The 14,212-nt window shown below is 71.1% G+C and carries 15 protein-coding genes; 8 read left to right on the top strand and 7 right to left on the bottom strand.

What is annotated here, in order from left to right; genetic code table 11:
• The first annotated feature begins 162 nt into the window (after positions 1-162).
• From OHS82_RS16690 to OHS82_RS16700, 3 genes are all read left to right on the top strand, one after another.
• On the top strand, positions 163-672 hold the full coding sequence (locus OHS82_RS16690; RefSeq protein WP_199863990.1) for a MarR family winged helix-turn-helix transcriptional regulator: 510 nt from the start codon (positions 163-165) through the stop codon (positions 670-672).
• A gap of 132 nt (positions 673-804) precedes the next feature.
• Positions 805-1,317, top strand: a complete 513-nt coding sequence (locus tag OHS82_RS16695) for a sigma factor-like helix-turn-helix DNA-binding protein (protein ID WP_328434091.1) — start codon at positions 805-807, stop codon at positions 1,315-1,317.
• On the top strand, positions 1,314-1,562 hold the full coding sequence (locus OHS82_RS16700) for a hypothetical protein (protein ID WP_057584493.1): 249 nt from the start codon (positions 1,314-1,316) through the stop codon (positions 1,560-1,562). Before OHS82_RS16695 ends, OHS82_RS16700 begins: the two co-directional genes overlap by 4 nt.
• Positions 1,563-1,607: 45 nt before the next feature.
• Here OHS82_RS16700 and OHS82_RS16705 read toward each other — a convergent pair whose 3' ends face one another.
• A complete protein-coding gene (locus OHS82_RS16705; protein ID WP_057584494.1) occupies positions 1,608-2,762 on the bottom strand; it encodes a cystathionine gamma-synthase in 1,155 nt (384 codons plus the stop codon).
• 231 nt (positions 2,763-2,993) lie between these two features.
• Here OHS82_RS16705 and OHS82_RS16710 point away from each other — a divergent pair, with 231 nt between their 5' ends.
• From OHS82_RS16710 to OHS82_RS16720, 3 genes are all read left to right on the top strand, one after another.
• Positions 2,994-4,112, top strand: a complete 1,119-nt coding sequence (locus OHS82_RS16710) for a hypothetical protein (RefSeq protein ID WP_057584495.1) — start codon at positions 2,994-2,996, stop codon at positions 4,110-4,112.
• A gap of 221 nt (positions 4,113-4,333) precedes the next feature.
• On the top strand, positions 4,334-5,059 hold the full coding sequence (locus tag OHS82_RS16715; RefSeq protein WP_328434092.1) for a DUF4389 domain-containing protein: 726 nt from the start codon (positions 4,334-4,336) through the stop codon (positions 5,057-5,059).
• Positions 5,060-5,146: 87 nt separating this feature from the next.
• Positions 5,147-6,301: a serine hydrolase domain-containing protein gene (locus OHS82_RS16720; protein ID WP_057584497.1), complete on the top strand. Its 1,155-nt coding sequence runs from the start codon at positions 5,147-5,149 to the stop codon at positions 6,299-6,301.
• Between the two features lie 134 nt (positions 6,302-6,435).
• On the opposite strand, the gene OHS82_RS16725 is transcribed toward OHS82_RS16720, so the two are convergent.
• Entirely contained in the window at positions 6,436-7,476 is a 1,041-nt protein-coding gene (locus tag OHS82_RS16725; RefSeq protein ID WP_057584498.1) for an NAD(P)-dependent alcohol dehydrogenase, read from the bottom strand.
• A 172-nt stretch (positions 7,477-7,648) separates the two neighbouring features.
• On the opposite strand from OHS82_RS16725, the gene OHS82_RS16730 reads away from it, so the two are divergent.
• Positions 7,649-8,554, top strand: a complete 906-nt coding sequence (locus OHS82_RS16730) for a helix-turn-helix domain-containing protein (RefSeq protein ID WP_057584499.1) — start codon at positions 7,649-7,651, stop codon at positions 8,552-8,554.
• A gap of 91 nt (positions 8,555-8,645) precedes the next feature.
• Here the strand turns inward: OHS82_RS16730 and OHS82_RS16735 are convergent, their stop codons facing one another.
• The 5 genes from OHS82_RS16735 to OHS82_RS16755 form a co-directional block, all read right to left on the bottom strand.
• Positions 8,646-9,446 (bottom strand): group II truncated hemoglobin, encoded by an 801-nt coding sequence (locus OHS82_RS16735; protein ID WP_057584500.1) that lies wholly within the window; start codon positions 9,444-9,446, stop codon positions 8,646-8,648.
• Between the two features lie 90 nt (positions 9,447-9,536).
• A complete protein-coding gene (locus tag OHS82_RS16740) occupies positions 9,537-10,223 on the bottom strand; it encodes an ABC transporter ATP-binding protein (protein WP_057584501.1) in 687 nt (228 codons plus the stop codon).
• 36 nt (positions 10,224-10,259) lie between these two features.
• Positions 10,260-11,711 (bottom strand): ABC transporter permease, encoded by a 1,452-nt coding sequence (locus OHS82_RS16745; RefSeq protein WP_328434093.1) that lies wholly within the window; start codon positions 11,709-11,711, stop codon positions 10,260-10,262.
• A 146-nt stretch (positions 11,712-11,857) separates the two neighbouring features.
• Positions 11,858-13,105 carry a L,D-transpeptidase gene (locus OHS82_RS16750; protein WP_242433440.1) on the bottom strand — a complete coding sequence of 416 codons (1,248 nt, stop codon included), beginning with the start codon at positions 13,103-13,105 and terminating at the stop codon, positions 11,858-11,860.
• Between the two features lie 216 nt (positions 13,106-13,321).
• Positions 13,322-13,678: a hypothetical protein gene (locus tag OHS82_RS16755; RefSeq protein ID WP_079041634.1), complete on the bottom strand. Its 357-nt coding sequence runs from the start codon at positions 13,676-13,678 to the stop codon at positions 13,322-13,324.
• Between the two features lie 109 nt (positions 13,679-13,787).
• Between OHS82_RS16755 and OHS82_RS16760 the strand changes: the two genes are divergently transcribed.
• On the top strand, positions 13,788-14,180 hold the full coding sequence (locus tag OHS82_RS16760) for an LPXTG cell wall anchor domain-containing protein (protein WP_057584505.1): 393 nt from the start codon (positions 13,788-13,790) through the stop codon (positions 14,178-14,180).
• The last annotated feature ends 32 nt before the right edge of the window (positions 14,181-14,212 follow it).

Below are 14,212 nucleotides of genomic sequence, written 5' to 3' on the forward strand. Positions count from 1 at the left end.
ACACCAGCATCGCAGTTCACAGGCGGGAACGACCGCTGTGACCAATCTCCGAGACCGGTTTCCGCAGCGCCGGTACGACCCGCCTTCCAGCCGCGTACTCTGTCCCCCATTCCAGCAGCCCCTTCATGAAGTGAGCCCCCGGCCATGCCCACAACACCTGAAATGTCGATGGACATGACGACCGTCGGTGACACCGGTCTTCTCGACACGCTGCAGCACGAGGTCGCGGTGTTCGCGCGCCGGGCCGAGCAGACCCGGCTCGGCGGCGTCGGACAGGTGCGCAACTCCATGGACCGCGCCGCGTACCTGCTGCTCAACCGTCTCGACAACGAAGGTCCGATGGGCGTCAAGGCGCTCGCCGCGAGCATGGGCATCGACTCCTCGACGGTCACCCGGCAGGTGGCGCCGCTCGTCGACACCGGCCTGGTCAAGCGGACCTCGCACCCGGAGGACGGACGGGCCGTGGTGCTCCAGCTGTCCCCGCGCGGGGCGTCGCGCCTCGAGGAAGTGCGGTCCTCCCGACGGCAGTTGATGGCCGAACTGACGGACGACTGGGCACCGGAGGAGCGCGAGGCGTTCTGCGCGCTCCTCACGCGCTTCAACACCGCGCTGTCCTCCCGGATGGCCTCCTCGGGCGTCCCGGGCGCGGAGCAGTCGCCGGCCGCCTCCTGACCCCCCGGGCACGCGCGCGTGCCCGACTTTCCGGCGTGTGTGCGCGGCTCTTGACCGGCAGCCCGCCCCTGGCCTCAGATGAGACCGGGGCAGATGGCCGTCCGAAGGACGCCGTCAGGCGGGAGGCTCGGCGTGCAGGAGAGGCGTGCAACCCAGGAACACCGCAGGAACCGGGACTTCGAGGCGTTCGTCGCCGGAGCGGGCGGGCGGCTGCTGCACACCGCCACGCTTCTCACCGCGGAGGCCCCGGACGACAACCCGCGCGCACGTCGTCTGCTGACCCTGGCTCTCGCGCACACGTACGCGTGCTGGGACCGGCTGCGCGGTGAGGACCCCTACGACCACGCCCGTGAGTGCCTCGCGGTCCGCTTCGCGCACGGCGCCTGGCACCGGTACGGCACACTGCCCTTCGGCCGTGCCCGCCAGCGTTCGGCCGTCGGCGCGCTGGCCGGCCTCACCCCCCGGCAGCGTCTCGTCCTCGTCCTCAGGCTGTACGAGGGCGTCGCCGAGGAGCAGGTGGGGGCGCTGCTGGGACTGCCCGAGGACCGGGTCCGCGCGGTCTGTGAAAGGGCGACGGCCACCTTGCTGCATCCACCGAGCGAACCCGCCCCCGTGGTGCGCCGGGCGAAGGCGGCGGCGTCGTGAACCGGGCCGCCCGGGAGGCCGCCGTCCGGCAGATGATGGAGCGGACGGCCCCGCCCCTGCCGGCGGAGCTCTACCCGGACGTCGTCCGCCGGGGCAGCCGGTTGCTGCGCCGGCGGACGCTCGCCCTGCGGCTGATGTGGCTGCTGCTGCTCGCGGCGGCCGTGGCGTTCGTCGTGTGGGCCGCGGTCGTCGAGCCGTGGGTGGAGCCGCCGTCGCAGACGACTCCACCGCTGACCGGCTGGTGACGACCCGCGCCGGCGGCCCTCCGACGCCCAGGCCTGCCGTCGGCCCTAGCCGAGGGCCTGCTGGAGGTCCTCGAGGAGGTCGTCGACGTTCTCGATGCCGACGGAGAGACGGACGAGGTCGCCGGGCACCTCGAGGGCGGAACCGACCACGGACGCGTGCGTCATCCGGCCCGGGTGCTCGATGAGGGACTCGACGCCGCCCAGCGACTCGCCGAGCGTGAACACCTTGGCGCGGTTGCACACCTCGACGGCCGCCTCCTCGCCGCCTGCGACGCGGAAGGAGATCATGCCGCCGAAGGCCCGCATCTGCTTGGCCGCGACCTCGTGACCGGGGTGCTCCGGCAGGCCCGGGTACAGCACGCTCGTCACGCGCGCGTGGCGGGTCAGCATGTCGGCGATCCTGGTGGCGTTCTCGCTGTGCCGGTCCATGCGCACCGACAGCGTCTTCGTGCCGCGCAGCACCAGCCAGGAGTCGAAGGGCCCGGCCACCGCGCCCATCGCGTTCTGGTGGTACGCCAGTTCCTCACCGAGCTCCGCGTCGCCGGTGATCAGCGCGCCGCCGACGACGTCCGAGTGGCCGCCCATGTACTTGGTCAGGGAGTGCACGACGACGTCCGCGCCGAGGGACAGCGGCTGCTGCAGGTACGGCGTGGCGAAGGTGTTGTCGACGACGAGCCGGGCGCCGGCCTCACGGGCGACCTGGGCCACTGCGGCGATGTCGGTGATGCCGAGGAGCGGGTTGGAGGGGGTCTCCACCCACACGGCCTTGGTCTTCGGCGTGATCGCGGCCCGGACGGCGGCGGCGTCGCCGGTGTCGGCGACCGACCATTCCACGCCCCAGCGGGCCACGACCTTGGCGAAGAGCCGGAACGTGCCGCCGTAGGCGTCGTTGGGGATGACCACGTGGTCGCCGGGGCTGAGCAGCGTACGCAACAGGCAGTCCTCGGCCGCCAGTCCGGAAGCGAACGCGAGACCTCGGCGGCCGCCTTCTAGGGCGGCGAGGTTCTCCTCGAGGGCGGTCCTGGTCGGGTTGGCGCTGCGGCTGTACTCGTAGCCGCCGCGCAGACCGCCGACGCCGTCCTGCTTGTAGGTCGAGACCTGGTAGATCGGCGGGACGACCGCGCCGGTGAGGGGGTCCGCGGTGTTGCCCGCATGGATCGCGAGAGTCTCGAAGTGCTGACTGATGTGCCTGTCGCTCATGGGCCCCGAGCGTAGTCCGCTCGCGGGCGCTGTGCGGCCCGGCCGCCGCACCGGCGGTCCGGCTCCGCCGTCACGGGCCTGTCGCCCGTCACCCCGGTCGCCGGGGCGGACGGGCGCCGGGGCGCAGCGAGGCACGGCGGGCGCCGGTCCGGGCGCCGGTCGGCGGGACGTTTTTCCACAGGCGTGGGGGCGGGTTGGCCAATTGTCGGCGCGGTCTGGTTCGCTTGTGGCATGGAGATTCTCTGGGTCCTGACGGCCGTGATCATGATCGGCTTCGTGCTGCTGGCGCTGCTGCGGCGCAGGCGCGGCCTGGTCGGGCTGGTCCCGGCGGATCATCCGGACGCCGCGGACCCGGCGAACTACGGTTTCCTGACCACGGAGGAGCTGGACATCCGTATGCCCGGCCCCGACCAGGACCTGCTGAACGTGCTGGACGTGGTGCAGCGCACGCAGGACTACCGGGCCGCGCAGCAGCTGCTGGCCGGCACCGAGACGGAGGGCGAGCTGCGCTGGCAGCGCGTCCAGGCCTTCGCGGGCGCGGCGGCTCTCGAGCTGCAGCAGCGGCCGGGCGGGGTCGCCGAGGCGCCGGGCGGGCAGTGGCTGCGGGTGTGGCGCACGGAGGCGCCGAAGGACGCGGGCGGTGCGGCGGTGCACGCCGAGTTCCTGGTCCAGCAGGCCTGGCGCACGTCGACGCCGGGCACGGACGACTTCCGGATCATCATGGAGGAGGCGAAGGACACCTGCGGGCAGGCGGCCCTGCTGGCCCCCGGTGACCCGGTCCCGTACATCGTCGAGCTGTCGGTGGCCCGCGGCATGGGGTACTCGCAGGCCGAGTTCGAGCAGCTCTGGCTGAAGATCCTTGACCGCGCCCCGGCGCACATGGGGGCGCATCTCGCGGCCCTGCACTACTGGTGCGAGAAGTGGCACGGTTCGCGCGAGCTGGCGTACGACTTCGCTGAGGCGGCGGCGGCCAGAGCCCCGCGGGGCTCCCTGCTCGCGGCGATGCCCCTCTTCGCGGTCTTCGAGCACCTTCCCGAGGTCAACCTGGTCAGGAGCTTCTACCAGAGCGAGGTCGTGACGAAGGCGGTGCACGGTGCGCTGTTCGCGGTGCACGCGGCCCGGCCCGACGACCCGATGCTGGCGCACGTCCGCCATCTGCTGGTCTTCTTCCTGGTCCGCTCCGAGCGCTGGTCGGAGGCGATGAGCCAGCTGGTCCACGTGGACGGTCACGTCGGCGCCCTCCCCTGGACGCTCTCCCCGGACCCGGCGGCGGAGTTCGCGGTGTACCGCGCGCTGGCCGTCGCGGGCTACGAGGCGAACGGCGGCAGCCCGGCGACCATGCCGCACTGAGCGCCGCACTGACCGCCGCACTGAGCGCCGCCGCTCGGGGCGCCCGAAGGGCGGTCCTTCCCGGCTGCCCCTGGACGGTCGTCGGATCGGCCCGGTCGCAGCCCGTGTGTTCCTGTGCGAGCCTGAATTGATGATCAGGAACCGCCTGTCCGCCGGCCCGTCCGGGCCGGGACGGGGGCGGTGGCCGCTGGGGCGGGGGCGCTCGAGAGGAGCTGATCGACATGAATCCGGTCGCCGGGTCACCTGTGCGGATCGAGGCGTTCCTCGACCCTCGGTTGTCCAGATGGCTGTGGCTGGTGAAGTGGCTTCTCGCCATCCCGCACTACATCGTGCTGTTCTTCCTGTGGATCGCGTTCTTCTTCGTGACCGTCGTGGCGTTCTTCGCCATCCTGTTCACGGGCCGGTATCCCCGGTCGCTCTTCGACTTCAATGTCGGCGTGCTGCGCTGGAACTGGCGTGTCGGCTACTACGCCCACGCCGCGCTCGGCACCGACCGGTATCCGCCGTTCACCCTGGCCGAGGTGAGCGACTACCCGGCGCATCTCGACGTCGCCTACCCCGAGCGCCTGTCCCGGGGCCTGGTCCTGGTGAAGTGGTGGCTGCTGGTGATCCCGCAGTACATCGTCGTGGCGATGTTCGTCGGCGACTGGGGGTGGAGCTGGGGCGAGATGGACCGGTGGCACGGCGGCGGCCTGCTCTACTTCCTCTCGTTCGTCGCCGTGGTCATCCTGGCGTTCACCGGCCGCTATCCGGTCCACCTCTTCGACCTCCTGCTCGGCCTGGCCCGCTGGGTCGCGCGGGTGGCGGTCTACGCGGCGCTGATGACCGACGTGTATCCGCCGTTCCGGCTCGACATGGGCCCGCAGGAGACCTCTCCGCCGCTGACGAAGTCCTGGGCGAGCGGCTCCGACGGCTCCGGCTCCGGCTCCGGCGGCTCCAGACCGTGACAGCCGGCCGGCGCGGACGGGTCGGGCGGCGCGGGCGGGCGGTATTTCGGTTGCCCGTCGCGCTTCGGTGGGGGCTGAATGGCGGTCATGGCTGATATTCAGGGCTCGTACGACGATCTGTTCACCGCGGTGCCCACCGCTCTGGCCGCACTCCTGGACGGCGGCGACGCGGGCGGCTCGGTGGCCGTCTTCGTGGACGGTGAGCCGGTGGTGGACGTCTGGGGCGGGTTCGCCGACGCGGCTCGCGAGGTGCCGTGGCAGCGGGACACCCTCGTCAACGTCTACTCCGTCACGAAGACCATGACGGCGCTGTGCGCGCTGGTGCTGGCCGACCGCGGCGAGCTCGACCTGGACGCGCCGGTCGCCCGCTACTGGCCGGAGTTCGCCGCGGAGGGCAAGGAGGCGGTGCTCGTACGGCACCTGCTCTCGCATACGGCGGGGCTGCCCGACTGGGTCGGTCCCGTCGCCGAGTTGTACGACTGGCCGGCCGCGACGGCCCGACTGGCGGCGCAGGCTCCGCTGTGGGAGCCGGGCAGCGCGGCCGGGTACCACTCGCTCACCCAGGGGTTCCTGGTGGGCGAGGTCGTCCGCCGGATCACCGGCCGGATGCCGGGTGAGTTCTTCGCCGACGAGATCGCCGGACCGCTGGACGCGGACTTCCACATGGGGCTGTCGGCCGAGCACGACCACCGGGTGGCGCCGACGATCCCGCCGCCGTCCCGGGACGAGGACTACACGGCGGGCGCGGCCGCCGGCGACCCGGCGACGGACGCTCCGGAGTCCGCCGCCGACCCGAACGCGGCGCCGGCCCCGACGCCGACCGCGTTCCGGGTGCGCGACGGCAACAGCGTGGCCTGGCGCCGGGCGCAGATCCCGGCGGCCGGCGGTTTCGGGAACGCCCGTTCGGTCGCCCAGGTCCAGTCGGCGATGGCCTGCGGGGGCACGGTGCGTGGGGTGCGGCTGCTGTCGCGGGCGGGCCGTGACCGTGCGTGGGAGGAGCAGTTCAGCGGCGAGGACCGCAGGCTCGGCATGCCGATCAGCTGGGGCCTGGGTTACGGGCGGTTCGGTGGCACGTACGGCTGGGGCGGCTGGGGCGGCTCGACCGTCATGATCGAACCGGAGGCCCGCATGGTCGTCGCCTACGTGACCCATCAGATGCGCGAACCGGCGCAGGACACCCGGGGACTCGACCTGGTGATGGCCGCCTACGACGGCCTCCAGGGCCTCCGGACCGGCGGCTGAGGGATACACCCCGGCCGCCCGGGAGCGGGAACGGGAACGGGAAGGGCCCCCGGCGGACTGCGCCGGGGGCCCTTCCCTAGGCCGGGAGCGGCGGACGTCCGGCGCGGCGACCGCGCTGTCCGTTCCGAGGACCGTCAGATCGTCGAGGCGTCGATGACGAAGCGGTAGCGGACGTCGCTGGCGAGCACCCGCTCGTACGCCTCGTTGATCTCGGCGGCGCTGATCAGCTCGATCTCCGCGCCGAAGCCGTGCTCCGCGCAGAAGTCCAGCATCTCCTGGGTCTCCTGGATGCCGCCGATGCCGGAGCCGGCGAGGGTCTTGCGGCCGCCGATCACCGAGAACAGGTTGAGCTCGACCGGCTCCTCGGGCGCGCCGACGTTCACGAAGGCGCCGTCCGTCCGCAGCAGGGACAGGTAGGCGTCCAGGTTCAGCGGGGCGGAGACCGTGGAGAGGATGAGGTCGAAGGTGCCGCGCAGGTCCTCGAAGGTCTTCTCGTCGCTGGTGGCGTAGTAGTGGTCGGCGCCCAGCTTCAGGCCGTCGTCCTTCTTGCGCAGCGACTGCGACAGCACGGTCACCTCGGCGCCGAGCGCGTGCGCGATCTTGACGCCCATGTGGCCGAGACCGCCCATGCCGAGGATCGCGACCTTCTTGCCCGGGCCGGCGTTCCAGTGCCTGAGCGGGGAGTACGTGGTGATGCCCGCGCAGAGCAGCGGCGCGGCCTCGTCGAGCCCCAGTCCGTCGGGGATGCGCAGGACGTAGTTCTCGTCGACGACGATCTTCTGCGAGTAGCCGCCGTAGGTGGGCTCGCCGTCCTTGCCGACGGCGTTGTACGTGCCGACGCCGCCGCCGGTGCAGTACTGCTCGAGGCCTGCCTTGCAGTTGTCGCACTCACGGCAGGAGTCGACGAGGCAGCCGACGCCCACGCGGTCGCCTACGGCGAACTTCGTGACGCCGGGGCCCACCTCGGAGACGACGCCCGCGATCTCGTGGCCGGGCACCATCGGGAAGATGGCCTCGCCCCAGCCCTCCCTGGCCTGGTGGATGTCGGAGTGACAGATGCCGGCGAACTCGATGTCGATCAGGACGTCGAACTCGCGCACCGGGCGGCGTTCGATCGTCGTGCGCTCCAGCGGAGCCTTGGCGGCGGATGCGGCGTACGCGGCAACGGTGGTCATGCCGGGGTTCTCCTAGCGAGGGGGTTCGTCCCGGCCTGCCTTCGGACCGGGCACGCCGTACAGGTTCCCCCATTCCCCCGCGTTCACCCAGGTCACGCTTCTGCGTACGACTGCCGTGCCTACCACTGGCGGGGTCAGGCTGGTGGACGTACGACCGGGAATACTGGACGCCATGGACGATCGCCCCGAACCCCCCGGCGCCTCCCTGGACCGGCGTGCCGAGCTCAGTGAGTTCCTGCGCACCCGTCGGGCCCGGCTGAAGCCGCAGGACGTGGGGCTGCCGGACTTCGGACGGCACCGCAGGGTGCCCGGGCTGCGGCGCGAGGAGCTGGCGCAGCTGGCCGGGGTCTCGGTGGCGTACTACACGCGTCTGGAACAGGGCAACGGCCGCAACGTGTCGGCGGAGGTGCTGGACGCGATCGCCCGCGCCCTGCGGCTGACGGACGCCGAGCACTCGCACCTCACCCACCTCGCGAAGCCGAAGCACAAGAAGAAGCAGAGCGGGCCGCCCCAGCAGGTCCGGTCGTCGCTGCGGCAACTGCTGGACACGATGGACTCGGTGCCGGCGTACCTCATCGGGCGGCGCACCGAGATCCTGGGATGGAACCGGATGGCCGCGGCGGTCTTCGGCGACTGGGCGGAGCTGCCGGCGGCGGAGCGCAACTGGGCACGGCTCGTCTTCCTGCGCCCCGACTACCAGGACCTGTTCGTGGACTGGGAGCAGAAGGCGATCGACATCGTCTGTGCGCTGCGGATGGACGCGGGCTGCTATCCGGACGACCCGCGGCTCTCCGCCCTGGTGGGGGAACTGTCGGTGAAGAGCGAGGACTTCAGGCGGCTGTGGGCGACCCACGACGTCAAGGAGAAGAGCCACGGCGTGAAGCGGCTGAGGCATCCGCTGGTCGGCGAACTCTCCCTGAACTTCGAGGGGTTCCGGCTCACCGGCGACGGCGAGCAGACGATGGTGACGTACCACGCGGAGCCCGGGTCGGCGTCGGCGGAGGCGCTGCGGCTGCTGGCGAGCTGGGGCGCCGACGCGCGGCGGGCGGGGGCCGAGTCGCAGGCGCCGTCCGCCTGACCGTCTCCGCGCCGGCCGCCCCGCCCGACCGACCACCCCGCCCGGCCGACCGTCCCCGGGCTCCGAGCCCCCGGCCGCCCGCCGGACGGGCTCAGCCCCGGTACGGCGGAGCCGCCCCCCATCCCCACTTCGGCGCCGGCTGCTCGCCCGGCGGCTTGGCGTCCGGACCGGAGAAGTGGACGGCGAGCCGCGTGCCCCACTCCACATAGGCGAGGAACGCGGACCGGAACTCGGCGTCGGTCGGCAGACCGGCCTCGTCGGCGGCGTCCTGGATCAGGTTCACCCAGCGGCGGCGCTGGGGCTCGGTGATGTCGCGGCCGAAATGCTTGGCGACCATGTGGCTGTGGCCGCCCTGGGTCGCCGAGTAGGTCTCGGGCCCGCCGAAGACCTCCGCGAGCCAGAGCGCGACGTGTTCGGCGTGCTCGGGGGCGAGGCCGGCGAAGACGGGGGCGAGGAGGTCGTCCTGGAGCACCTTGGCGTAGAAGACCTCGGTGAGCCGGGTGAAGGCCTCCGCGCCGCCGGCCCACTCGTACAGCGTGGGCACGGCGGAGCCGGAGCCGCGCACCGAGGTGGCCTTGTAGTGGCGCATCTCGTCGATGTGCCCGACATAGGGGCGGATCTCGGCGAGGAAGGCGGGGAACAGGTCCGAGGTCCTGAAGCCCTCCAGGTGATCCTCGGTCGACGTCCAGGTGATGCGCAGGACGAAGTGCTCGAAGTCCTCCTCGCAGCGGGCGAGTTCGTAGTCGACGCAGTGCGGGGAGGCCGCGAGCTGACGCGCGCCCCGGGTGTAGGCGGCGAGGAACTCCGCCGACCGCTCCTGCGGGATGCGGTAGCGGATGTACTCGACCGTGGTGGGGCCGGTGGGTGTGGTGGCTGTCTCGGCTGCGGTCATGGGGACACGCAAGCACGAACCGCCCGCCGGAGGCTGCTGTTCCGGCGGGCGTTCGCTCAGCGCTCAGCGTTCGCCGGGGGGTGACGCGTGTCAGACGGACGTCGCGTTCTCCTTCACCGTGATCCGGCCCTTGCGGATCGTCGCGACGCGCGGGGCCTTCCTCGCTATGGCGGAGTCGTGGGTGACCATGATGAAGGTCAGTCCGTGCTCCTTCCACAGGGTGTGCAGCACGTCCATGATCTCGTCCCGCATGCCCTCGTCGAGGTTGCCGGTCGGTTCGTCGGCGAGGAGCACCTTCGGCTGCTTGACCAGCGCGCGGGCGATCGCGACGCGCTGCTGCTGGCCGCCCGACATCTCGGACGGCAGATGCCCGAGGCGTTCGCCGAGGCCCACCGACTTCAGCGCCTCGGCGGCCCGCTCACGGCGCTCCCCGCCCTTCACGCCGAGCGGGACGAGGGCCGTCTCGACGTTCTCCCGCGCGTTGAGCGTCGGGATCAGGTTGAAGGACTGGAAGACGAAGCCGATGTTCTCGCTGCGCACCTTCGTCAGCCGGGCCTCGGAGAGCTTGGCCAGGTCGACGCCGTCGAGGACGATCTCGCCCTCGCTGGGCCGGTCGAGCGCGCCGATCATCTGCAGCAGGGTGGACTTGCCGCCGCCGGTGGGCCCCTGGATGACGAGCCGGTCGCCGTCGGGGACGGTCAGGTCGACGCCGTCGAGAGCGTGGACGGTCTCCTTGCCCCGGGTGTAGCGCTTGGTGACGCCTCTGAGTTCGTACATGGGGACAACAACTCCTCAAGCTGGTGGGTGGGTTGGCTATTCGACGCGGCGCAGCGCGTCCGCCGGGCGCAGCCGTGAGGCGCGCCAGCCGCCGAACGCGCCCGCGATCAGGCCGCCGGCCACGGCGAGCGCCACCGCGACGGCCACCGTCGCGACGCTCACCGGAGCCGTCAGCGCGACGTCGAGGGTCCTGGCGGCCGTCCGGCGGCCGAAGCCGCCGCCACCGCCGGGGCCGCCCTGGCCGCCTGCGCCGCCGCCCAACTGGGCCTGGAGGGTGGGGCTGATCGCGGTCACGGCGTAGGCGCCGGCGAGGCCGAGCGCGATGCCGAGGGCGCCGCCCAGCAGTCCGTTGACCACGGCCTCGCCGACGACCTGCCGGGTGACCCGGCCGGACTTCCAGCCCAGCGCCTTCAGGGTGCCGAACTCGCGCACGCGCCGGGAGACGGCCGAGGAGGTGAGCAGTCCGGCGACCAGGAAGGCGGCGATCAGGACCGCGATCGACAGCCACTTGCCGACGTTGGCGGCGAGCGAGGAGGCCGTGGAGAGGGAGCCGGAGACGGTGTCCGCGAGGTCGGCGGAGGTCGTCACCGTCGTGCCCGAGACGTTCTTCTGGATGGTCGACTTGACGCTGTCGATCTTCTGCGAGTCGGTCGCCTTGACGTAGATCGTGGTGACCTTGCTCTTCGCGTCGCCGAGGGTCTGGGCCTGGGTCAGCGGGATGTAGACGTTGGCGGCGGCGTCGCCGCTGTCGGCCGTGGCGATGCCGATCACGGAGAACTTGACGCCGCTGATGGTGAGCGTGGAGCCGACCTTGAGCGACTTCTCCTTGGCGTACGCCGAGTCCACGACGGCGACCTCGGCGTCGGTCTCCGAGGTCTTGAAGGTGCGGCCGCTGCTGATGGTGGAGGAGGTCAGCGGGCCGAGTTCGGGTTCGGTGACGTCGGCGCCGTAGACGGAGTAGTTGTTGACGTCGAAGTCCGCGCCGCCGCCCTGCACTTCGCCCTGCGGCCGGGCGCTGCCTCCGGCCTCCCCGCCCTGCCGGCCGCCGCCGGAGCTCTCGTTCTGCCGGAACTGGCCGCGGGTGAACTGTCCGTCGATCTTGATGACCTGGAGGCTCAGCCCGCCGACCGCGTCGGCGACCCCGCTCTGTTTGCCGACCGTGGCGACGGTCGCCGCCGACAGGGTCTGGAAGCCCTGGACCAGGACGCGGTCGGTGCTCTGCTCCGCGTCGGAGTCGTTGTCCTGCGCGTCGAACCGGAAGCGGGGGCGGTCCGAGGAGCTCGCGGCGGGAGCGGCGGCCTTGGTGACCGTCATGTCCGTACCCAGGCCGTACAGGGACTGCAGGACCTTGTCCTGGGCCTTCCCCATACCGGCGGACACGGAGGTGACCACGATGACCAGCGCGATGCCGAGCGCGAGGCCGGAGGCGACGACGAGTGCCGCTTTTCTGCGGCGGCGCAGTTCGCGCCTCAGGTAGGTGAAGAACATGGCCGCAAGCTAGGCACGGCGCGTGATGATGCCATAAGGCCGATATAAGAGAACGATGAGAAGGCTGTGGCGGACCCCGGAAACACCGATGCCGCCCCTGGGGGCGGCATCGGGAGCCTGTGGACCGGCTGGGAGCGGGGGTCGGGTCAGGCAGCCGAACCGGCCTTCCACTGCGCCCAGTCCATGTTCCAGCCGTTGAGGCCGTTGTCCGGCGCCACGGTCTTGTCGCCGGTGTTCTTGACCACCACGACGTCGCCGACGATCGAGTTGGTGAAGAACCAGTAGCCGGCCGTGCCGGTGTCGTTGGCGCCCTTGGTGTCGGACAGACCCACACAGCCGTGGCTGGTGTTCACCGAGCCGAAGATGGACTTCGCGCCCCAGTAGTTGCCGTGCACGAACGTGCCGGAGTTGGTGAGGCGGATGGCGTGCGGCACGTCCTTGATGTCGTACTCGCCCTTGCCGTCGTCGTCGGTGAAGCCCACGGTCGCGCCGTTCATGCGCGTCTCCTTGAACTTCTCCGACATCACCATCTGGCCCTCGTACGTCTTGTTGTCGGGCGAGCCGGCGGAGATCGGGATGGTCTTGATGACCGTGCCGTTGTGCGTGATCTTCATCTGCTTGGTCTTGGCGTCGACGTAGGAGACCTGGTTGCGGCCGACCTTGAAGGTGATCGTCTTCTGCTGGACGCCGAAGACGCCCTTGGCGCCCTCCACACCGTCGAGCGCGAGCTTCAGCGTGACGGTGGAGTTCTCCTTCCAGTAGTCCTCGGGACGGCAGTCCATCCGCTGGGTGGAGAACCAGTGACAGGCGACCTCCTGACCGCTGGTGGAGGTGACCGTGACGCCCTTCTGGACGGCCGCCTTGTCGGTGATCTGCTTGTTGAAGGTGATCGACACGGGCATGCCCACGCCGACGGTCGAACCGTCCTCCGGCGTGAAGTTGCCTATGAAGCTGTTGGCCGGGGAGACCGTGGTGAAGGAGGCGTTCTCGTGGGCCACGAGGCCCTTCGAGTCCTTGGCCTCGGCCGCCACCTTGTAGGTGGTGGAGCGCTCGAGCTGCGCGTCCGGCTTCCAACTGGTCTTGTCCGCGGAGAGCGCGCCCTTGACGGCGGCGCCCTCGGCGGTGGTCATCGTCACGGCGGTGAGGGTGCCCTTGCTCACCGTGACGGCCGCCGAGTTGTTGATGGAGGCGTTGTCCGAACCGTCCGCCGGCGTGATCTTGATCTGGGCCTCGGATGACTTCTTGGCGGCCGCCTCGTCGGCCTTGGCCTGCGAGGAGCTTCCTCCGCCGTCGGAGGCGCCGCCGTCACCGCCGGAACACGCGGAAAGCACCAGAACACCGCCGAGCAGTGCGGACGCCGTCATCAGACCTCGGCGCCGCCTACTGTCCGTCATCACACGCTTCTCCATCGTTGCCGATTACCTGAACCCCGAGAGTCCCCGTCAAGACCATCAACGCTACGACCGGTTCGTCCCGTTCCCCCTGCACAGAAGGTGTGGGGCACGCCACGTTCGCGGCGCGGAAGGTGCGGGTGTCGGTTCGTGCGTCTGCTGAGACGAAGAAACCCCGGCCGGCGGTTGCCGTCCGGGGTCACGAGTTTCCCGGAACGCTCAGCCGATGCGGCCCTCTTCGTCGTCCGCTCCGTCATCCTCGTCGAGATCGTCCTCGTCGAGGTCCCACTCCGGCGAATCCGGGTCGTGGTCGACCCGTTCACTGGACCAGGAGGCCTGCTGGAGTTCCACCCCGGGCACCTCTCCGACCAGGTCGAAGGGGTCGACGAGGTAGGCGAGGGCCTCCGCGGTGTCTTCCGTCACAGCCGCCTCGGCGTGCACGCGCTCGTCGTCCGGGACCTCCGGATCGTCGGCGATCCGCCGCAGCGCGGCCGTGGTCACGGCGTCCTGGTCGTGCACCTCGAGAAGAACTTCCACTCGAATCCGCACAAAACGTGATGTCTCTTCGTCGCTCATGGCCGGAGCGTACGGCTCATGGCTCCCGCAACTTTCCCGCGACCCGCGACTTTCATTAGCATCGGGGCACACGGCCAATTCGCCAGCGCCACAAGGGGATCGATATTCCGTGTCATCCGCTCGACGTCCGTTGCTGACCGCCACCGCCGCGGCGACCCTGCTGGGCGCCCTGTGGTTCGTCCCGTCCGCCAACGCGTCCCAGGAAACCCCGGCCAGAACGGTCACGACGACGCAGGTCACGACCCAGGCGCGGGCCGCGTCGACGACCACGACCGGGGCGGTGACCCGGGCCGCGGACCGGGCGACGGACCGCGGCGCCACGCGGACCCTCGCCGACACCGAGGCCGTCGCCGAGAACGGGGCGGGGGCCGACGACGGCGTCCGGCTCGCCGACACCGGAAGCTTCGACACCACCCCCTACGTGGTCGGCGGGACGACCCTGCTCGCGCTGGGCGCGGGGTTCGTCGTCTATTCCATTCGCCGGGAACGTCTGGGTTTTTGATTTGACTTGACTCTCCCTTGACAGCCTCTTCA

Origin of the sequence: Streptomyces sp. NBC_00425, assembly GCF_036030735.1 — a bacterium.
Taxonomy (GTDB): Bacteria; Actinomycetota; Actinomycetes; order Streptomycetales; family Streptomycetaceae; genus Streptomyces.